This window comes from Litoribacter ruber (assembly GCF_018500185.1).
GTDB lineage: Bacteria > Bacteroidota > Bacteroidia > Cytophagales > Cyclobacteriaceae > Litoribacter > Litoribacter ruber.
Genome location: NZ_JAHBGI010000005.1, coordinates 351,827 through 370,980, shown reverse-complemented (window position 1 = coordinate 370,980; position 19,154 = coordinate 351,827). Strand labels below are relative to the sequence as shown.

Sequence of the window (19,154 nt, the reverse complement as noted above, 5' to 3'; positions counted from 1 at the left end):
GGTCGTAGAGCCTGTGCCGCCATTTTGCGGCATTCGAATCCCGGTCCGTTTAGGTCACCAAGACTTCTGGCCTTGGTGACCATGAAAAAAATAGACTTTTTCCCACAGAAGGAAGTTGTTTCAAGCTTGCTTTATCAATTCTGTTTGATAGGAGTCATTAATTATTATTTTATTCTTGGATAATATCCTTTCAAAATAGCTTACTGTCTTAATAAGTCCTTCATCAATATTGATTTTTGGCTCCCAGTTTAATTCTTTCTTAGCCAGTTCAATGCATGGCTTCCTCTGCATGGGATCATCTTGAGGTAACGGCATAAATACAAGCTTGCTGTTGCTTCCAGTTAAGTCTATGATTTTTTCAGCCAGATCAAGCATGGTGAATTCACAGGGGTTTCCGATATTAACAGGGCCTGCAAATCCATCTCTGGAGTTCATAAGCTTATACATTCCTTCAATGTTATCATCCACGTAACAGAAGCTTCTGGTTTGCTGGCCAGTCCCGAAGATGGTGATATCCCTTCCCATTAGCGCCTGTATGATGAAATTGCTGACAACTCTGCCGTCATTCGGATGCATTCGGGGGCCGTAGGTATTGAATATGCGCATCACCTTGATGGTGAGTTTGTGCTGTCTGTTGTAATCAAAGAATAATGTCTCCGCACATCTTTTTCCTTCGTCATAGCAGGCCCTTATCCCGATGGTGTTAACACAGCCCTTGTAATTTTCTGGCTGCGGATGGACCTCCGGGTCCCCATAAATCTCGGAAGTGCTGGCCTGTAAGATTTTTACCTTAAGTCTTTTGGCAAGGCCCAGCATGTTTATGGCACCGAGAACGCTTGTTTTTATAGTCTGAACCGGGTCGAACTGATAGTGGACCGGGCTTGCCGGACATGCTAAATTATAAATTTCATCAACTTCCACATATAAGGGAAAAGTGATATCGTGCCTCATGAATTCAAAATTCTTATGATCCAGTAAATGGTGAATGTTGTCTTTCCTTCCAGTAAAAAGATTGTCAACACAAAGCACCTCGTTCCCCTCGTTTAGCAATTTTTCACAAAGGTGTGATCCTAAAAAGCCTGAACCTCCGCTTACCAATACTCTTTTCATAATCAGATTTTTTTAAGGATTAAAAATTTATGAATGCTGTTTTATACTTCAAAAAAATGAAGATTTGATGGGATTTTTTAAATAAATCTATAGAAGGGGTTTTTACTTCGCTGAAAGCTTCCATTTATATGTTCGAATCATCCCCCCACCTGACCTAGGTCAGCTTTTTAAAGGTGGAAATTCTGTATCTTTGTAGGGTGTTAAAAATCATAGGGTTATGGATATGAAAGAGACGGTTGCGGAGATAATGACTGCACAGGTGATCACCTTGGATGAGAAGGCATCTTTAAAAGAGGCAGTGTCCCTGTTGCGAAAGCATAAAATCAGACATCTCCCTGTAATCAACGGGAATAGGATAGTGGGAATAATAAGCCGGACTGATATAAACAGGTTGACTTTCGGAGTGTTGATGGATAATCAGGAGGATGCTGACGATACCATTTTGGATATGCTGACCGTGCCCCAGGTGATGTCATCCAAACCTAGGGTTGTGAGTAAATCCCAGACAGTTGAGGAAGTTGCCAAGATATTTACGAGCGAAGATTTCCATGCCCTACCTGTGGTGGATGATGGGGAGCTTTACGGCATAGTGACTACTACCGATGTGATTCGGTATATGTTGCAAAAGTGATTTTTAGATTAGGGTTTAACAGTAGTGGCTACTTCATTGTAGCCACTTTTTTTGGTTTGGAGGAAACGCCCCTTATTTCGTCTAGTACCTTTTTTACTCTCATATCAAGACCAGCATATGCATATTGTAATTCCTGGAAGGCATTTTTGCTTAACAGCTCCATCCTTTTCGGGTTTGACAGCAGCATTTCGGTTTTTTCGAGCAGGTCGGTCCCATCCCAAGAGACGCTTTCATAAGTTTGGTTCGCCTTATATAGGTTTGGCCAGGTATCCAGGTGTCCCATGTCTGGCTTTATCAGGACAGAACCATTCAGAATGGCCTCAATGTCCCTAAAGCATATTTCGCCCCAGCCATAGGGGCTCAAAATAGCTTGTACTTGGCTCAGCTCCTTGTTGTATTGCCTCAATGGGATCCTTCCCGTTATAAATGAGGGGTGTTTTTCAATCAACTTTTGAAAATGCTCTCTTTGATATCCTACTGTATCTCTATAGCAAGTAGCATCAAATCTGGCCTGACATTTGGCCAAGCTTGGCCGGGGCGGGGTGTTTTTGATATGGGAATGATCGAGTAAAAGCGACATCCCTGCTTGGCCTATCCAGGCATGAAGCTTCCCCGCCAGTCTTTCCCTCGCTTTGGAAGATGGATATTGGCCAATAGCGATATTCCAGGCCAAATTCATTTTGTCCAGATCGGATTCATTTTCCGGTTTGGGAAGGGGTGGGGGACTAGGGTTTTCCTCTATGCCAAAATTCTGATGGTAATAATCAGAAAATATCCTGCGTCCATAGAAGTCCTTCATGTAAAGACTTTTGTCCTTAAACAACTGTTTCTTGTAAAAGAGGTCGACGTGGGGCAAAAGGTCCAGAAAACTAGACTCTGACCCATCGCTGTCATCAAAATACGCCAACCGGCGGTATTTGGCCTTCAGCGATTTGATAAGGTTGATTTGGGAGCCGTCTTTGTCTTGCCCCCAAAACCAACCAACTATCAAAAGCACCTCATTTTTGTCCTGCTCCTTAACCCACTTAAGGTTAGTGGTAAACTGCAAGCCTTCCGCATTCCTGGATTTCCAAAACGGATACAGGCTATACAGCAGGGTAATCTTTTTCGGGTTATATAGAATAGTAATCTTGTTGCTCTTCACGGTAATCTACACAGTTATGGCTACGCCTTGCTTGGTCAATGTTTTTTCGAAGTAATTAATGGTCTTGGTCAAACCCTCTGCCAATTGGATTTTTGGCTCCCAGCCAAGTTCTTTCTGGGCCAGATCAATCTGGGGCTTCCGCTGCAGTGGATCATCTTGGGGCAGGGGCAGGAATATTAGCCTGCTGCTGCTGCCAGTGAGGTCGATAATCAACTCGGCTAGTTCCAGCATTGTAAATTCACAGGGGTTGCCAATATTTACCGGGCCCTGGAAATCATCTCTGGAATTCATAAGCTTGTACATGCCGTCAATGAGGTCGTCTACATAGCAAAAACTACGTGTTTGTTGACCGGTACCAAAGATGGTGATATCTTTTCCCCGCAGGGCCTGGACAATGAAATTGCTGACTACCCGGCCATCATTGGGATGCATGCGCGGGCCATAGGTGTTAAATATCCGCATTACCTTGATGGCTACCTGATGCTGCCTATGGTAATCAAAAAAGAGGGTTTCTGCACAGCGCTTGCCCTCGTCGTAGCAGGCACGGATACCTGTGGTGTTTACACAGCCTCTGTAGCTTTCTGGCTGCGGGTGGATTTCTGGGTCCCCATAGATTTCCGAAGTACTGGCCTGGAGGATTTTGACTTTAAGCCTTTTTGCCAAGCCAAGCATGTTAATGCTTCCCATCACACTGGTTTTGATCGTTTGCACGGGGTCAAATTGATAGTGAATGGGGCTTGCCGGGCATGCCAAGTTGTAGATTTCATCGACCTCTACGTAGAGGGGAAAGGTGATGTCGTGCCTATGGAACTCAAAATTGTCCATTTGCAGAAGGTGTTGAATGTTGACCTTTCTGCCTGTAAAAAGGTTGTCCACACATAAGACTTCATTTCCTTCGGCAAGCAGTTTTTCACAGAGGTGGGAGCCCAAAAAGCCGGACCCTCCCGTTACTAGAATCCTTTTCATAAAAATTAAAGTTTTAAAAATTTGTTGCTGGAAAAATGACCTGTCCTATTTTCAAAAAATCCGAAACGAGAGGCTGAAGGTCAAGTGCTTAATTATAGTTGGAATATAGCAAATGTGCATTTAACTTCCAAGGTAGTTTACTTTAAATGTTTTAAAATTTAATATTGGGGTTATTTCATTTGGATCGTGGTGCCTTTTTCGGCAGACTCCCTTGCAGCGCTTAATATTTCCATAACAATCAGATTGTTTTCGATAGAGTAAAGGCTGAAGGGGGCGGGGGTGATTTCCTTTCGGATCACTTTTGCAAAATAGGAGAAGGGATTTTCGGACTCGTTGTCCAGAATTATGGTCTCGTCCATAGAGCTGCTCTGCAGGATAAGCTGATTTGGGCCAGGGATGATCAATTGGCTTTTTTGGGTGTAGATTTCCATATCTTTTCTGCTGATGGGCCAATTCCAGGATGCCTGAATGATCGCTTGGCTGCTGGGGTAGGTCAGTATGATCGTTGCTTCATCCTCCACCTGCTCATATGTTTCAGGTTTAAAGGTTTGGGTAATCGCAGTGACCGAGGTGGGCCTTTCTCCGTTCATCAACACAGTCATGATGTTGGCCCCATAGCAACCAAAATCCATCAATGCCCCTCCGCCACTTTTTGTAGGGTCGGTCAGCCATGCTAGGAACTCCTCTCCAACCCCAATTTCCTTGGGACCCTGATGACCATGATGAAACACCGCTTTGCGAATTTGGCCCAGTTCCTCCTGTTGATCCCGCAAAAGCTTAATACTTTCCCGCGTACTGGGATACCAAGAGGTTTCATAATTAGTGAGCAAGTGGATGCCATGTTTGTTGGCCAAATCAGCCATTTTCCTAGCCTCCTCAATATTCAATGCCAGCGGTTTTTCCACCATCACATGGATGCCCAAGGGGGCTGCGGCTTTGACCACTTCTATGTGGTCGGCTATAGGGCCAAAAGCCAACACCCCTTCAGCGTCGGTCTTTTCCAAAAGCTCTTCCAATGAATTGAAGAATAATTCCTCCTCAAGATCATATTGATCTTTAAATTGATTTTTTAGAGCTTCATCGGGTTCAAATATCCCTACGAGCCTTGCCTCATTACCCAGATCATTGAAAATCCAATGGGAATGCCCATGGGCAAGACCGGCTACTGAGAGCCTGACAGCCTCTTTGTCTTTGGAAAACGCAAGGAAAATGGATTGGGAGAAAAGGATGGCAACAAGTAGGAAGAATTTCATTTAAATCATTTTTGATAAAGATAGGGAAAATGGGAGTAGTGTAATAATCCTTTGAGAAATGCCCCTCTTTTTGCATTTTAGGCCAGTAAATAAAACTCCATTTGATATGATTAAATGTTTTACTGTTTCCTTAATTGCCATATTGCTATCCCTTCAAGCCTCTGCCACAGATGTGCCTACCCTCATCTGGCAGTTTCAGGCTGACAAATCCGCCTTGAGCAGAAAGTATACCCTGAAAGAATCTGAGGAGTTTTATGACAGGTTTGAAAAGCTATATGCGGATTACCAGACCAGCCTTTCGGAGGTGGACTTTGCCTCTTTGCCCCATAGTGAGCAGGTGGATTTCCTGCTTCTGAAAAACCATTTGGACAAAGAACTTTATCAATTGATGCTGGACAGGAGGGATTTTGAAAAGGTAAAGGCTTTTGGCGAATTTTTGGAGCCTCTTAGGACATTTGTGGTGGACAGGAGAAGAGGAAACCAGCCGGATTCGGAAAAGATTGCCGAAATTTTTCAGTCCCAACGCAAGGAGCTTGCCCAGCAAAGGAAAGGACTGGAAAGCAATGAACAAAAGCTGGAACGCTGGCAGCTTGCCGAAAAGGCCTCCGGGATGGTTGCCGAATTGGGAAAGAACCTGGAGGAGGCTTTTAAATTCTATGACGGTTATGATCCTGAATTCAGCTGGTGGGTAACCCAACCCTATGAAAATCTCAAAAAGGACCTTGAGGGTTACGCTGAGTTTTTGAAGGATTATTACAGCACCGAGGCGGTAAAGGATGATGGGAGCGGCATAATCGGCCGGCCCATAGGAAGGGAGGCCATTATTGAAAGCCTGCGCCATGAGTTTATTCCTTATACCCCGGAGGAGCTTGTGGAAATTGCGGAAAAGGAATTTGCCTGGAGTGAAAAGCAAATGCTGGATGCTTCTAGGGAGCTTGGTTTTGGTGATGACTGGAAGGCAGCCCTGGAGCACGTGAAGGGAACTTATTTTCCCGTAGGAGAATGGCCTGCTGAGATTAACAGAATGGCAGAAGAGGCCGTGGAGTTTTTGGAGGAGCGGGATGTGATCACTATTCCCGAGATGGCCAAGGAGACTTGGAGAATGAGGATGATGAGCCCGGCCGAGCAGCGTTTTGCGCCATTTTTCTTGGGTGGGGAAGTGATCCAGATCGCCTATCCGACAGACGAAATGAGCCATGAGGAAAAAATGATGAGTTTAAGGGGGAACAATCCCCACTTTTCAAGAGCGGTGGTCCACCATGAACTCATTCCTGGCCACCATTTGCAACAGTTCATGAATCAGCGCCATAAGACCCACAGGAGGTTGTTTTATACGCCATTTTGGACCGAAGGCTGGGCACTGTATTGGGAATTCAACCTTTGGGACAAGGATTTTCCCAGAAATGCCGAAGACAGGATAGGGATGATGTTTTGGAGAATGCACAGAAGTGCCAGGATCATATTCTCTCTTAATTATCACATGGAGAAAATGACCCCTCAGGAAAGTATTGATTTCTTGGTTGAAAGGGTGGGGCATGAGCGGGCCAATGCAGAAGCTGAAGTAAGAAGGTCTTTTGAGGGTAGGTATGGTCCCTTGTACCAGATCGCCTATATGACTGGAGGGTTGCAGTTTTACCACTTGAAGAAAGAATTGGTCGATAATGGCCAAATGGGAGAGAAAGAGTTTCACGACCGGATCATGCAGGAAAACAGCATACCTGTAGCACTTGTGAGAGCGATATTAAAGGAGGAGCCTTTGAGCAGAGACGAGGAGGTGAAGTGGAGGTTTTATGAATAAGACGGAAAACGGAAGACCGGAGACCGGAGGCGGGAGACGGAAGACCGAGGACCGAAACTTGGTTTCGCCCTTGGTCTTGCCGCTTTTGTTTTAATTAATCAAGATAGTCACTAGCTCGCGGAAATCCCTGATTTTATGGTTGGCAGGGTGGGTTTGGTATTGGTCGTGTTTGTCGTATAGGACGGTCTCCACCCCGATTTCATTTCCAGCCGCTATTTCGGATTCCGGATCATCGCCAATGACCATGACGTCTTTGAGCTCGAAGTTGCCGTCTTTTATGATCTGTAGGAAGATTTCTTTTTTAGTCTGGTCGGATTTCATGGGGTCGATGATATAGCAGGCCTGAAAGTCCTTTTCCAGTTCCATTAGGTCGATCTTGCTTTTTTGCATGTTATAAAATCCAGTGGTAACCAAAAACCGGTGTCCGGGCATCTCCAGAATAGCGGGGTAATCCTCGTGTAGGGGGATTTTTTCATTATAGGTGGTTTCCTGCAGGATTTCTTCGCCCTTCTGTGTGAGGGCAGGTCCAAAGTCATACTTTTTAGCCATATCCTGGAAGGGGATCCGCATGATATCCTTTCGGATGCCGTCCATGTTTGCCTGCTGCTTCTCATCCTGCGCTATCACCTCCAGCACCGGTGCAAATAGTTTGTCCCCGATGGCCTTTACTGGATAAAGGGTGTTGTCGAGGTCATATATCATGGCTTTTTTGAAATGAAAATCCATATAGTCGTTTCAGATAGGTTATGGTTTAATCCTTTAAATTACGAAAAATCCCTCAAATAACACGGTATGAAGCGAAAATTAGGGATGAATGAAATTAAATTCTGAACTAAAGTTTGATTGGTTCGGTTTTTGGTAAATTCTTAATTTTTTAAAACAAGAATTTTTGTCTTATGAAATATAATTTTTACTTGTTTTGTGCTTTTTTGATGTTTTTTTCTTGTGATTTTGAAGAGGATCTTACAGATAAAAATATAGAAGCTTCAAAATCACGATTAGATTTTAGGTTTTCGGGTGATGAATGGAAAGCCACAAATGGTGCCCCAATAAATGCTAGAACAAATGATGAGCTTGGCTTTTTAGTTGCCTATCGGGTTTTTCTGATTACTGAAAACGGAGATGAAGAATATGTTCGCTCAGGAATTAATTTGGACATTGAAAATGTGAGCCTCTTATTGGAACAGGGGCGTCATTACAGAATGGAGGTAAGTACAACAAGCTGGCCTTCCGATTTTGATCATGACCAATCATTGAGACTTTTCAATTTTGAAAAGGGGTCTTTGTCGGAGTTGTTTGATGTTGAAATAAGTTCACCTGACTGGAGTGCAGATCACATTCGACCATTCAACACCTACCTTGATGGTCATAGAGAAGGCGTTCATCATCGCTTTATAACATGGTTTGATACAGACAAGTTTGTTGGAGAAGTTGACTTTTTTGTTGAAGGTGAAAATCAAGAAATTTTTGTTGAGATGTATAGATTTTCTGCAGGGCTAAATTTCAGGGTCGAAAACCTACAAGAAGGTCAAGTTGAATTTGAGATTTCTGAGTTTAATAATGCTTTCAATTTAATTGTAGATACCAATGACCCGCTGGCTATTGCCTTAAGGCCACTTTACCCTATTTATAGTTCTTCCACTTTATTTTCGGATTCTGAATTTGATATTAACTCCAACACATTACAACAGTACCCAGTCAAGGCCTATCTAATAGATGGTGATGAACGGAGATTGCTAATGCATGCCTCTATAGAATTAAAAAGAAATTATAACCGCACTTATATTCTTGACATGGAACCCTTTTATCAGGATATAGACAAAATTGGTGGTGAAATTACGCTTGATTTTGTGGACACAGAGTGGGAAGATGAATACACTTTTGAATTTTAATGATATGAAAATGAGATATGTTTTTTTGATTGCTTTGATTTCATTGTTTGGTTGTAGTTTGGAGGAAGAGGCTCACCCATTAGAGCCAGCGGCAGATAAAAATAGTGATAAGGTTTTGCTGGGTTTTGATTTAAGCGGAGTGGAATACCCTACTGTCGGTGGTGCCAACAGCCGTGAGGCCGGGCAGGAGGTTTATTACGGTTATGATGTGTATGAAATTATAGATGGCAACCAGATCCGGTATGCGAGTGGAGCTACTAATAATCTTGGGGAAGTAGAGTTAGAGTTCCAAAAAAGATTCGAGTATTTGGTGTTGGTTTCCAGTGTCACGTTTAAGGAAAAGTATGATCTGTCGGTGGCCAGGTTTTTCAGTTTTAGACTTGGAGTAGACCAATGGCCGATCTTTAGGTATAATTCAATTGGGGATACCAGACAGATAACGAGAGAGGGACATCCCTTTAGTACAGAGGTTTCTTTTGTAAGAGTAGATACGGGGCAAGTTTCACATAGTAGGTTTGAGTCAGATAAGTTTATAGGCAGAAAGCAAGTCTTTATAGATGATTCCACAGAAGCTTTAGAAGTAGAAATGTTACGCATGTCCAGCGGGTTGACTTTTAAGGGCATGAATTTAAATGAGGGAGAACTTCATATTTCTGTACACCATGATGTCAAGTTGAAGCTAACTCCGGAAAGTAACGAGGCTTTTGACCTGAGACCATATATTCAATTAAGTAACTATCGTGAAAATACTTTTGCTCTTATTGAAAACCCTGAAATAGTCAATGAAATGAATTATCCTGTCAGGGTTGAGTATGTTTTGGAAGATGCCGATGGTACTTCAAGAAAAGCAGTTTTGCTAGAGTCAGAGCTTTTGGTGAGAAGAAACTATAATCTAACCTATGAAATTGATCTGAATGATTTTGAGATTGATTGGGAGGGAAATAATGAGACCCCTCCAGGAGAGGATGGTTCGGTTCGGCCGAGGTTGATTTATGTTGATGAAGAACTAATAGAAGGAGAAACCATAAGGTTGAATTAGAAATGAGAAGTGTTCTAACAAGTTTTATATTTCTAGCTCTTCTCCTTTCCTGCAGTTTGGAGGATCAAAGCTTTGACAGACCAGAGGGTAATAACCACAATAGGGTCCAAGGAAAAATAAAGGTAGCAACACCTGAGCTTAGATTGGAAGAAAATCCAATGGGGATGGAAAGAGGGGGCTTGCAGCTAATCGGCTATACAGTGAGAGAAATCTTGCCTGATGGGGAAAGAAAGCCTTATTTCAGGGGAGTAGGTTATTGGGATGAGATAATTAATCTAGAATTTATTCCGAATAAAAGCTATATCATTCAAATGTCGGTAGTATCAATTGACCCGGATCATGACCTTTCTGATTTTACAAGCATATTTGGTAGGGTGTTTCCAAATGGTTTTCAGAATGTATTAGAGTATTATCCATTCGAATTGGAATCTTCTTTTTCTATTCATCCTTTCGCTACGGAGATAACCGCTACTCTAAATGAGGTGAGCACGCGAAGTAATTTTTATAACTCGGATAAATTTGTTGGTGAGGCCATTTTTGAAGTGTCAAGTGAGGAGTTTGAGATAAGCATTGATATGTTTAGATTGTCAGGAAGATTGGTTTTGGAAGCCACAAATTTAGAAAAGGGGGAACTTTACATGGAGCTTGTTCAAGGGACTTCAAGATTAATGGCATTTAGCATGGGATTAAATTTTCCAGATAAAATTTTAAGCCAAGAAAGACCTGCAATATGGGTAAGGTCTGTTGACGACGAGTTAGTAGATAAGATTAAAGAGGAATTAGAGGAAGATGATAATGGGGGGTGGAGAAGAAGCCCTCGGCCTACAGGGAGGAGGGCCGGAAGATTGGGGTCAAGTTTTGAAGGGATGTTAATTCACCGCTATGTCGATGCCCAAGGGATTCAAAGACAGCGCAATATTGGTCTATTAAATCCTTTTTTAGAAAGAAATTCTACCGTCACATACATAATAAATATGGAAAATTACCCAATTGAAAATGCACGTCAGACTGGGGGGATGGAATTTCTGGAGGTTGAAGCGGAGTATTCAGCTTATTAAAGGTTTTAAATATTATCTTTGTAAATATTTAATTATCAACCTTTAACCACAACAACCATGGAAACAATTAACAATACCCAGCAACTAAACAAAGCGCTGGTGGAGGCCTTTGATGAAGCATTCAGTAGGGGGGATTACAAGGCGATCGCAGACCTTATGGCTGAGGATGTAGAATGGAAAATGGTGGGTGAGTTTCACCTGAAGGGGAAAGGCGAGATCCAAGAAATGTTTAAATCCATGGAAGGCATGGGTTTGCCTGAAATTTGGCCTTCCAGCAAAGTTGCCGAAGGAGACCGGATTGTTGCCGAGGGCACCATGAAGGCCCTTGATAGGGAAGGTAAGATTTTTAGGGCCGCTTATGTGGATAGCTACTTGATCAATAATGGTAAAATCAAGGTGCTGACCTCCTATGTGACCACCATAAAAGACGACATCAATCAAAACCCCGGCTAATATGGCGACTTTAAACCCTTACCTTAACTTTCCCGGCAATGCCGAAGAGGCATTCAGCTTTTACCGTTCGGTGTTCGGCGGAGACTACATGATTCAAAGATTCAAGGAAATTCCTGACATGGAAAACCTGTCTGAAGAGGACGGTGAAAAAGCCATGCACATTTCCTTTCCCATCGGAGACTGCACCTTGATGGCCTCCGATGTGCTCAGCTCTCAAAACCAGCAATTGACTTCAGGTAACAACTTTTACATTTCCATCGATGCCAAAAGCGAAGAGGAAGCCAATAGATTCTTCGATGGGCTGTCGGCTGGCGGAGAGGTAGAGATGCCCATGCAGCGGACCTTTTGGAATGCATATTTTGGTATGTTGAAAGATCCCTATGGCATTAAATGGATGGTCAATTATGATTATCAGGAATAAAAAGCTTGACAGCTGGCCGAAAGGCCAGCTGTTTTTTTATCATAACAAATGTGCATAGTCAAGGTTAACAGAGGAACTACTTTAACCTAATAGAATGAGCTATGATTGAGCAGATTCCTTCCCCAAATGAAAACACCCTGATGTTCAAAGTCGGGGATAAAATCACCCAAACTGAAATGCAGCAAATGTATACGCTCATAAAAGCCAGGGTAGAGCAAGGCCACACGGTTAATATTTATGTGGAAATGGAAAAGTTCCCCTCCATGACCATGGGGGCCATTTGGGAGGAAGTTCGACAGCTGGTGCCAGATTTCAAGATCCTTCTTCTCAAGATCAATAAAATAGCCTTGGTCACCGATAAGGAATGGATGCAAAAGATATCTGACGGCATTTATTCCATCATTGGCAACATCAACTTTAAGTCTTTTTCAGTTTCTGACAAATCCACCGCTAAAGACTGGATAGGGATATAAGGCCGATTATTTTACGAGGCTTGTGGCATTTTTCATCTTCTTGACGTCCTGAGATCAAACGGACGTGAAAAAGCGAGATGAAAAGAGTTTTATTTTTAATGATTTTGATGTGGCTTCTTAATTTGCCTGTGGTACTGGGACAGACCCCCACAGGCAAAAACTGGCTGATATCTTCAGAAATAAGCCCGACTTCCAGGACCAATGCTTACAAGAAGCTTCCCCAAGCCCAAAGCGACTCCAATTGGGAGTGGCGTAATCAATTCGGTAAATTCATTTCACCGAATCTTGCGGTAGGGGTGTCGGCTGGCTTGAGAACTTACTCTATAAGCGAAACCGTGAATGTGGTGGATAGCAATTATTCATCTGATTATCTTGCCACTGTAGACAATACCTTATGGCAAGGGGGGGTGTTTTTAACAAGGTTTTTCTCACTTTCCCCACAGTGGAAACTGCAATCCACGCTTTATGGCACCTATGAGCAGGGGCGTGGGGATTACGATGTGGAGCTACTGGACTACAATTGTTCGGCGTGCTTTTCTCCAGGGGGACAAAATAGGAATTTTGCCCTTGGTAGCCGCTTCGAAAGAGAGCTTAGAGAAAGGAATTTTTATACAGGTGTTGATTTTGGCGCTTCGTATTTGTTAACTCCAAGTGTTTCCCTGCAGACAAGTCTGAATTTGTTTCAGTTTGAGACTTTTGAATCCTTTTTCCCAAGAGGGCAGCAGCTGAATCCCGATCGGGCATCCTACCGGCCTATTGAACAACAAGGCAATGGTTTTTCTACGTTCATCAACCGGCCTATCGTTCATTTTGGGTTTTCTCTTCTGCTGTAAGCGGCTCCGATAAGATAGATAACATGGTTTTGATACCTTCTTTGTAGTTCCCTAGCCTGATGTTTTCATTCGGGCTGTGCTGGTTGTTGTCCGGGTTGACTGTCGGGACAATGACGGCAGGGATGTCCAAAGCCTCGATAAAGGGACTGATGGGAATGGATCCTCCTTCCATGCGGATCATGATGGGCTCTTTTGCAAAAGCCCTCTGATAGGCTTTTCTCAACCAGGTCCCTGGTTCGGAATCAAAAGGTGTCCGGAATGCCTGGTAAGAGATTTCCCCTTCCCACTTGACAATCTTTGGGTGCTCCAATCGCTGATCGGTTGTGGGATTTTCTTCTGTTATAAAAAATCCCTGATTCTGTATGTGGCTTTTGAGCAAGGCAAAAAGCTTTTCAGGATCGCTTTCGGGCACTAACCGGATGTCAAGCTCAGCTATGGCTTCTGAGGGGATTATTGTCCGCGCTTCTTTCCCTACCCAACCGGCCGATAGGCCGCGAATATTGAGCGATGGATATTGAAGGGCTTCCTGGTAGGAGTCCCCAACTTGATCAGCAGCAGCAATTTCTAATTTAGACTTGATTTCCGTTTCATCATCCGGTACTTGAGCTAGGATTTCTTTTTCCTCAGGGGATAAAATTATCCCATCATAAAAACCCATGATAATCACTCTGCCCTGTTCATCCTTCATGCTTCCTAACAATTTGGACATGTTAAGGGCGGGATTTGGGGCATAATTGCCATAATGCCCACTGTGCTGCGGAGTTTTGGGTCCGTATGTGGTCAGGGTGACTCTTGCGATCCCTCGAGCCCCAAAACTGAGCGTAGGTTCGTTGCTTAGGTGTCGGGGACCGTCCATGATCAGCATCATGTCTGCTTCAAGCTTGTCTGCATGCTTGTTTACCGCATCTGGGAGATTTGGAGAGCCTATTTCCTCTTCAAAGTCCAGGATAATTTTAAGGTTGTAATCCGGTTTTCTACCCATTTCGCTTAAGGCATCCCAAGCGGTTAGGAACATGGCTAGAGGCCCCTTGTCATCGGAGGTCGATCTTCCGTAAATCCTCCATTCAGGGTCGAATTCATCCTTTAAGCGGTCGAAGGAGATCTCTTCCCAATCACCTTCCGAATTTTGTTCTTTAAGTACCGGCTTGTAGGGATTTTCCTGCTTCCACTTGGCAGGGTCCACGGCCTGCCCATCCACATGGAAGTACATCAAAACCGTTTTTTCAGCCCCCTCAACTTCAAAGGATGTCAGCAGAAGAGGGAACCCCTCCGTGTCTAGCTCTTCCACCTCCCATCCCCTTTTCTCAAAATTCTCCTTACACCAATCAAGGTTTTGGTGAAGCTGGTCGGGATGGTGGGAGTTGTTTGGGATGGAGACGAGGTGGTTCAACAGGTGTATTCCCTCAAGCAAAGATTCCTCCGTCATCTGATCTAGGTTAACGGTTTGTGCCAGTGATGAAGAAATGCTGAGAAATAGAATCAAAAGGCTTTTGTAAAAATGACTAGTCATATGAATGGGTTTTGCTCTTAGGCAGTTTCAGAAATTCCGAGTTATAATTTATAAGTTTTTTGACTATATTACAGTATTATTTGTTGATAATTTGTTTTAATGTAAAATTATCAAGGTGTTAATGCCGCTGGTCCCTTTTGTCAATTATTGACACTATTTAAACAGAAGCGTAATGAGAAAAGCTATACTTTCAATATTGGCACTTGGTGCTGCTATGATTTCCTGCAGTCCCTCTGAATTAAATGATGTGGAACAGGAAAAGTTTAGGCCTAAATTCCATTTTTCACCCGAGGCCAATTGGATGAACGATCCCAACGGGATGGTGTATTATGAAGGGGAGTATCACCTCTTTTTTCAATACTACCCAGACAGCACTGTGTGGGGACCGATGCACTGGGGGCATGCAGTGAGTAAGGATTTGGTGGTTTGGGAGGAAATGGGGATCGCTCTTTATCCCGATGAGCTCGGGTATATATTTTCAGGCAGTGCAGTGGCCGACCACCAAAACACGGCCGGATTCAAGTCTGGTGAGCATACTCCTTTAGTGGCAATTTTTACCCACCACCATGATGAAAACGGGGAAGTGCAAAGCCTGGCTTTTAGCAATGACAGGGGAAGAACTTGGGAGAAGTATGAGAATAATCCCGTGCTGCCCAATCCGGGGATTCAGGACTTCCGTGATCCAAAGGTAATGTGGCATGAGGAAGGTGGCCAGTGGATCATGTCTTTGGCCGCCAAAGATGTCATCCATTTTTATTCTTCACCGAACCTCAAGGATTGGACATTTGAGAGTGAATTTGGGAAAGGCATTGGTGCAAAAGGAGGTGTTTGGGAATGTCCTGACCTGTTTGAGATAAAGGGTGAAGATGGCCGGAGCAAATGGGTGCTATTTGTAAGTATCAACCCCGGGGCGCCCAATGGGGGTAGCGGAACCCAGTATTTCACGGGGGAGTTTGACGGTAAAACTTTTGCAGCGGATCACCAAGATGAAAAATGGCTGGACTGGGGAACTGATAATTATGCAGGAGTTACCTGGGCAAATGTTCCTAAAGAAGACGGCAGGACTTTTTTCATGGGGTGGATGAATAATTGGCTTTATGGGGATAGAACGCCCACGGAGGGTTGGAGGGGCGCCATGACTTTGGCCAGGGAGCTGGTGTTGGTGCGGGATCAGGGTGATGACTATATAGCCCAAAAGCCGGTCCGGGAATTTTACCAAAAGTTAAAGCCTTCGATTGAGTCCAAACAAGTTAATTTCAATGAGGCACTCGCAATTGGGAGCGAAAGCGGTTTTGTGGTTAAGTTGTCGGGATTTCAGGAAAGTAAAGGGGATATCAAGATAAAGCTTTTCAATGAGAATGGGGAAGAGCTTTTGCTTAACCTGACTGCAGATAAGATTTCCCTAGATAGAAGCAGCAGCGGGGAAACAGGCTTTCATCCAGAGTTTGGGAAAATTCAGGAAATGCCATACAGGGGGAATAATTTGGTGGATGTTGAGTTGGTTGTAGATGCATCCTCAATAGAAGTGTTTATTAATGATGGGTTGTATGCCATGACTGCGCAGGTATTTAATAAAAAACCTCTTAATTTATTTGAAATCATCTCAATAGGTACGGGTAAAAAGTCGGCTTTAAGATTAGATGTATATCAAACTCCTTCGTTTAGGTAAATATGGTGATGTTAATGAATGTTCCGTTTTTATAAAAAATTACCCAACCCACCATATGTTGGGTTGGGTTGAATAGTTTAGATTTTATAAGGAAATTTTTTAGATAGATCCTTCATTAAAGCTTTAGAAATGGATTCAGGGTCACTTCCTAAACCACCTCTGAAAGAGTGGTCATATTTAAAAAGCAATTTTGAATCTAAACCATCGTGAAGTGACACATTAATGTCTACTTTATTAGTGGACGTTGAAATGCCAGTGAGGGCCGCTATTGCTATGGCTCCACCATTCGACATAGGCCTAGAGGTAAGTACTTTGCCAGAAACTACTGCGTATACATCTAGCATATGGGCAAGTTCTTCCTTGGTAAATTGATGAATGTTTTCAACAGTCACATTGTTTTTTCTTAAAATAGCATTTGTCATTGCGACATCCTGAATCTGTACATTATATTTTTTTTGTTTCTTCAAAAACCTGGTGTACATCTGTTCTTGAAAAACAAGTCCCATATCTGCTTCCATTTGCTTGACTTGTTCTGCGCTTACTCCTTTTGGAAGCTTTTTCAGTTGAATCACCGCATCAAAAGGGATAAAGGCAATTTCTTTGTGTTTAGGAGCCCGTGCCTTCAGGTCAGGAGATTTGTAAACAGTTGCACAGCTACTTAATAGTAACATGCAAACAAAGATTTGTAAAAAGTAAATTTTTTTCATAATAAAGTGATTTAAATTTTCCTACTCATTGGCTTTTCGGATACGCCCCGTTTTTTTGATGGTAGCTGGTCTCCATCTTAAATGAGGATGAAAGATAGGTATTAAGTATTGAATATGAAATACCGTAAATAGGGTATTTTTGAATGTTATATGAAAAAATTCTGTTATTTGATGATAATTTTTAAAGGTTTCTAAGTTGTTTTTTATGGGTAATTCGCTGAAATATATCCTTCGAAGAATATTCAACTTATTGCAACTGCAATTTTTTGGCGATAAAATTGGATTTTTGCACTTTATTGTGGATATTAAAGGCTATGAATTTTTCAGAGCTATTTCAACATTTTTTGGCCACCGATCAGGAAAGCCCCATTTTGGCAAGCGGATATAGAAAACTTGACCAATTGGCCATTGGGGGGTTCAAAGATGAATTGGTGGTCATCGGGGGTAGGCCTACCCACGGCAAGACGGCCCTGATGTTAAACCTGATCCTGCGCTTTTCCTACATGCAGCAGCAGAAAGGGTTTGTGGTCATGCCTATGGCCAATGAAGAGTATTTTGCACGCCAAATGTTTTCCATGATTACCGGCAGGGAGGAGGAGGTAAGCGAGCTTCCAGAGGATGTGGCCCTTGATGGGATGACAGACCTCAAGGATATGCTCAAAAACCGCCTTAAAGTACTTCACAGGCCTGCAAACCTTAAAGAAGTGCTGACCATGGCCAAAAGCTGGAAGGCGTCGTATGTGATGCTGGACGACTTTTTCCAAGTGATTGATTTCTTATATGGTTATAAATTATATCATGAATCCTTAAAACTGGTCCATAGCTTTGCCAAGGAAACCCAGATTCCGGTATTTATAGGCTTGATGAGCACCAGCTCGGTTGACAAGCGCGGGGGAGACCGAATGCCCGAACTTATGGACTTATTCAGATCGGATATCCTCTGCCAATACGCCCATAAAGTTATACAGCTTTATCGCCCCATGGCCTATGGGATTGAATGGAATATGGAAGGCGAACCCACTGACAACCTGGTCAATCTTGACCTTCAAAAAAACAGCATCGGAAAAACCGGCATGCTTAGTTTCGAGATCCACCCATCTGGCCGATGGGAAGAAAGATCCATCTAAAACCTCTCATTTTTCTAAATAATCTTTGTTTCGTGATAAAAATTTTTATCCGTTATTAAGATAGTATAACTCTTTTATTTTTAACTGATTAGCTATTGATGGCGAATCTGATTATAGGTACCGCTCAACTAATAATGGTAAGAATTGTTTTGTGTCGAGGAAAAAAATATTAGATTTGGTCTAATAATTGTATTTTGATGCTTGAATAAATCAATTTTTATATGAAAAAATTCTACTTACTCCCATTATTTGCGATTGCCTTTTTAATTTCTTCTTGTACAGAGTTTCCCGATATTGCTCCAAGTGCAAATATTGTTGGGACAGATGATACTGAGATTGAGGCCTATTTTCTTGATATCGATGATATGATCGAGGTAATTCTCTCCGAAAACACGATTGCCAGCAACGGGGTCGATGTACTTTTGGATGACCCAAGAATGGTTAATGCAAACATTTACTTAGAAACTCCCGAGACAAGCACGCCAGCCATTGTGATTGTGGATTTCGGCGATGGCACTGCTGATGCTAAAGGTAACATCCGGAAGGGAAGGCTTCACTTGGAAGTTTCTACCTTGGAAGAATACTCCAACAACACAGGTAGGTTGACCATTGAAAACTATTCCATCAACGGGATCCGAATCGAAGGTAATTTGTTGGCTGAACATGAGGTGGACGTGGAAGCGAAGACTTTGTTTTCTTACGTTGAATACTCAGGACGCGTAACTTGGCCTGATGGAACCTTTGCTACTAGAAACTCCCAAGCGATCAAAGACTTGTCGTGGGCCCCAGAAAATCCGGTGACCTGGATACAGAACGGGAATGCCAATGGCGTCGGTAGAAGTGGCGTAGGTTATTATACCGTAATCACAGAAGGTTTGCTATTTGAAAGAGAGTGCTTGCAGGCAGGTAACTATACGCCAACTTCAGGAAAGAAAAGGACTATTGGCAGACACTTGGAGGCTAATATTGACTATGGAAACGGCACTTGCGACAATGAGGTGATGATCACCATTGAGGAGGACCGCACTTACGCCCATACGTTTACCTTTGAAGGTCTTCGATGAGCCAGT

General features: G+C 43.0%; 19 protein-coding genes. 12 read left to right on the top strand and 7 right to left on the bottom strand.

The features are described 5' to 3' along the window. Nucleotides 1-120: 120 nt before the first annotated feature. Nucleotides 121-1,110 (bottom strand): UDP-glucuronic acid decarboxylase family protein, encoded by a 990-nt coding sequence (locus tag KIH41_RS10065; protein ID WP_214162323.1) that lies wholly within the window; start codon nucleotides 1,108-1,110, stop codon nucleotides 121-123. A 217-nt stretch (nucleotides 1,111-1,327) separates the two neighbouring features. On the opposite strand from KIH41_RS10065, the gene KIH41_RS10060 reads away from it, so the two are divergent. Next, nucleotides 1,328-1,741, top strand: a complete 414-nt coding sequence (locus KIH41_RS10060; protein WP_213944675.1) for a CBS domain-containing protein — start codon at nucleotides 1,328-1,330, stop codon at nucleotides 1,739-1,741. Nucleotides 1,742-1,769: 28 nt separating this feature from the next. On the opposite strand, the gene KIH41_RS10055 is transcribed toward KIH41_RS10060, so the two are convergent. The 3 genes from KIH41_RS10055 to KIH41_RS10045 form a co-directional block, all read right to left on the bottom strand. After that, complete coding sequence (locus KIH41_RS10055) at nucleotides 1,770-2,885, bottom strand: hypothetical protein (protein WP_214162322.1); 1,116 nt, start codon at nucleotides 2,883-2,885, stop codon at nucleotides 1,770-1,772. A gap of 6 nt (nucleotides 2,886-2,891) precedes the next feature. Beyond that, a complete protein-coding gene (locus KIH41_RS10050) occupies nucleotides 2,892-3,851 on the bottom strand; it encodes a UDP-glucuronic acid decarboxylase family protein (protein WP_214162321.1) in 960 nt (319 codons plus the stop codon). 170 nt (nucleotides 3,852-4,021) lie between these two features. Then, a complete protein-coding gene (locus KIH41_RS10045) occupies nucleotides 4,022-5,104 on the bottom strand; it encodes a Gfo/Idh/MocA family protein (protein ID WP_214162320.1) in 1,083 nt (360 codons plus the stop codon). Between the two features lie 106 nt (nucleotides 5,105-5,210). Here KIH41_RS10045 and KIH41_RS10040 point away from each other — a divergent pair, with 106 nt between their 5' ends. After that, entirely contained in the window at nucleotides 5,211-6,902 is a 1,692-nt protein-coding gene (locus KIH41_RS10040; protein ID WP_214162319.1) for a DUF885 family protein, read from the top strand. A gap of 90 nt (nucleotides 6,903-6,992) precedes the next feature. On the opposite strand, the gene KIH41_RS10035 is transcribed toward KIH41_RS10040, so the two are convergent. Beyond that, on the bottom strand, nucleotides 6,993-7,628 hold the full coding sequence (locus KIH41_RS10035; protein ID WP_214162318.1) for an HAD family hydrolase: 636 nt from the start codon (nucleotides 7,626-7,628) through the stop codon (nucleotides 6,993-6,995). 170 nt (nucleotides 7,629-7,798) lie between these two features. Between KIH41_RS10035 and KIH41_RS10030 the strand changes: the two genes are divergently transcribed. The 7 genes from KIH41_RS10030 (at nucleotide 7,799) to KIH41_RS10000 (ending at nucleotide 13,071) form a co-directional block, all read left to right on the top strand. Beyond that, entirely contained in the window at nucleotides 7,799-8,794 is a 996-nt protein-coding gene (locus tag KIH41_RS10030; protein WP_214162317.1) for a hypothetical protein, read from the top strand. A 10-nt stretch (nucleotides 8,795-8,804) separates the two neighbouring features. Next, nucleotides 8,805-9,833, top strand: coding sequence for a hypothetical protein (locus tag KIH41_RS10025; RefSeq protein ID WP_214162316.1), 1,029 nt, complete (start codon nucleotides 8,805-8,807; stop codon nucleotides 9,831-9,833). A 143-nt stretch (nucleotides 9,834-9,976) separates the two neighbouring features. Then, entirely contained in the window at nucleotides 9,977-10,891 is a 915-nt protein-coding gene (locus KIH41_RS10020; RefSeq protein ID WP_214162315.1) for a hypothetical protein, read from the top strand. 57 nt (nucleotides 10,892-10,948) lie between these two features. Then, nucleotides 10,949-11,344, top strand: a complete 396-nt coding sequence (locus KIH41_RS10015; protein ID WP_214162314.1) for a nuclear transport factor 2 family protein — start codon at nucleotides 10,949-10,951, stop codon at nucleotides 11,342-11,344. A gap of 1 nt (nucleotide 11,345) precedes the next feature. After that, a complete protein-coding gene (locus tag KIH41_RS10010) occupies nucleotides 11,346-11,765 on the top strand; it encodes a VOC family protein (protein ID WP_214162313.1) in 420 nt (139 codons plus the stop codon). A 101-nt stretch (nucleotides 11,766-11,866) separates the two neighbouring features. After that, nucleotides 11,867-12,238, top strand: coding sequence for a SpoIIAA family protein (locus KIH41_RS10005; protein WP_213944683.1), 372 nt, complete (start codon nucleotides 11,867-11,869; stop codon nucleotides 12,236-12,238). A gap of 77 nt (nucleotides 12,239-12,315) precedes the next feature. Beyond that, nucleotides 12,316-13,071: a hypothetical protein gene (locus KIH41_RS10000; RefSeq protein ID WP_214162312.1), complete on the top strand. Its 756-nt coding sequence runs from the start codon at nucleotides 12,316-12,318 to the stop codon at nucleotides 13,069-13,071. On the opposite strand, the gene KIH41_RS09995 is transcribed toward KIH41_RS10000, so the two are convergent. Beyond that, nucleotides 13,037-14,581 (bottom strand): M20/M25/M40 family metallo-hydrolase, encoded by a 1,545-nt coding sequence (locus tag KIH41_RS09995; protein WP_214162311.1) that lies wholly within the window; start codon nucleotides 14,579-14,581, stop codon nucleotides 13,037-13,039. The genes KIH41_RS10000 and KIH41_RS09995 overlap by 35 nt on opposite strands. Nucleotides 14,582-14,753: 172 nt before the next feature. Between KIH41_RS09995 and KIH41_RS09990 the strand changes: the two genes are divergently transcribed. Next, nucleotides 14,754-16,250 (top strand): glycoside hydrolase family 32 protein, encoded by a 1,497-nt coding sequence (locus KIH41_RS09990; RefSeq protein WP_214162310.1) that lies wholly within the window; start codon nucleotides 14,754-14,756, stop codon nucleotides 16,248-16,250. A gap of 77 nt (nucleotides 16,251-16,327) precedes the next feature. Here KIH41_RS09990 and KIH41_RS09985 read toward each other — a convergent pair whose 3' ends face one another. Further along, complete coding sequence (locus KIH41_RS09985) at nucleotides 16,328-16,957, bottom strand: hypothetical protein (RefSeq protein WP_214162309.1); 630 nt, start codon at nucleotides 16,955-16,957, stop codon at nucleotides 16,328-16,330. A gap of 314 nt (nucleotides 16,958-17,271) precedes the next feature. Between KIH41_RS09985 and KIH41_RS09980 the strand changes: the two genes are divergently transcribed. Both KIH41_RS09980 and KIH41_RS09975 read left to right on the top strand, forming a co-directional pair. Beyond that, nucleotides 17,272-18,084, top strand: coding sequence for a DnaB-like helicase C-terminal domain-containing protein (locus tag KIH41_RS09980; protein WP_213944687.1), 813 nt, complete (start codon nucleotides 17,272-17,274; stop codon nucleotides 18,082-18,084). 221 nt (nucleotides 18,085-18,305) lie between these two features. After that, entirely contained in the window at nucleotides 18,306-19,148 is an 843-nt protein-coding gene (locus KIH41_RS09975; protein ID WP_214162308.1) for a hypothetical protein, read from the top strand. The last annotated feature ends 6 nt before the right edge of the window (nucleotides 19,149-19,154 follow it).

What these genes read in the sequence shown, in the direction of transcription:
- KIH41_RS10065 (WP_214162323.1), bottom strand. Translation starts at nt 1,110, where the DNA reads ATGAAAAGAGTATTGGTAAGCGGAGGTTCAGGCTTTTTAGGATCACAC.
- KIH41_RS10060 (WP_213944675.1), top strand. Translation starts at nt 1,328, where the DNA reads ATGGATATGAAAGAGACGGTTGCGGAGATAATGACTGCACAGGTGATC.
- KIH41_RS10050 (WP_214162321.1), bottom strand. Translation starts at nt 3,851, where the DNA reads ATGAAAAGGATTCTAGTAACGGGAGGGTCCGGCTTTTTGGGCTCCCAC.
- KIH41_RS10045 (WP_214162320.1), bottom strand. Translation starts at nt 5,104, where the DNA reads ATGAAATTCTTCCTACTTGTTGCCATCCTTTTCTCCCAATCCATTTTC.
- KIH41_RS10040 (WP_214162319.1), top strand. Translation starts at nt 5,211, where the DNA reads ATGATTAAATGTTTTACTGTTTCCTTAATTGCCATATTGCTATCCCTT.
- KIH41_RS10035 (WP_214162318.1), bottom strand. Translation starts at nt 7,628, where the DNA reads ATGGATTTTCATTTCAAAAAAGCCATGATATATGACCTCGACAACACC.
- KIH41_RS10030 (WP_214162317.1), top strand. Translation starts at nt 7,799, where the DNA reads ATGAAATATAATTTTTACTTGTTTTGTGCTTTTTTGATGTTTTTTTCT.
- KIH41_RS10025 (WP_214162316.1), top strand. Translation starts at nt 8,805, where the DNA reads ATGAGATATGTTTTTTTGATTGCTTTGATTTCATTGTTTGGTTGTAGT.
- KIH41_RS10015 (WP_214162314.1), top strand. Translation starts at nt 10,949, where the DNA reads ATGGAAACAATTAACAATACCCAGCAACTAAACAAAGCGCTGGTGGAG.
- KIH41_RS10010 (WP_214162313.1), top strand. Translation starts at nt 11,346, where the DNA reads ATGGCGACTTTAAACCCTTACCTTAACTTTCCCGGCAATGCCGAAGAG.
- KIH41_RS10005 (WP_213944683.1), top strand. Translation starts at nt 11,867, where the DNA reads ATGATTGAGCAGATTCCTTCCCCAAATGAAAACACCCTGATGTTCAAA.
- KIH41_RS10000 (WP_214162312.1), top strand. Translation starts at nt 12,316, where the DNA reads ATGAAAAGAGTTTTATTTTTAATGATTTTGATGTGGCTTCTTAATTTG.
- KIH41_RS09995 (WP_214162311.1), bottom strand. Translation starts at nt 14,581, where the DNA reads ATGACTAGTCATTTTTACAAAAGCCTTTTGATTCTATTTCTCAGCATT.
- KIH41_RS09990 (WP_214162310.1), top strand. Translation starts at nt 14,754, where the DNA reads ATGAGAAAAGCTATACTTTCAATATTGGCACTTGGTGCTGCTATGATT.
- KIH41_RS09985 (WP_214162309.1), bottom strand. Translation starts at nt 16,957, where the DNA reads ATGAAAAAAATTTACTTTTTACAAATCTTTGTTTGCATGTTACTATTA.
- KIH41_RS09980 (WP_213944687.1), top strand. Translation starts at nt 17,272, where the DNA reads ATGAATTTTTCAGAGCTATTTCAACATTTTTTGGCCACCGATCAGGAA.
- KIH41_RS09975 (WP_214162308.1), top strand. Translation starts at nt 18,306, where the DNA reads ATGAAAAAATTCTACTTACTCCCATTATTTGCGATTGCCTTTTTAATT.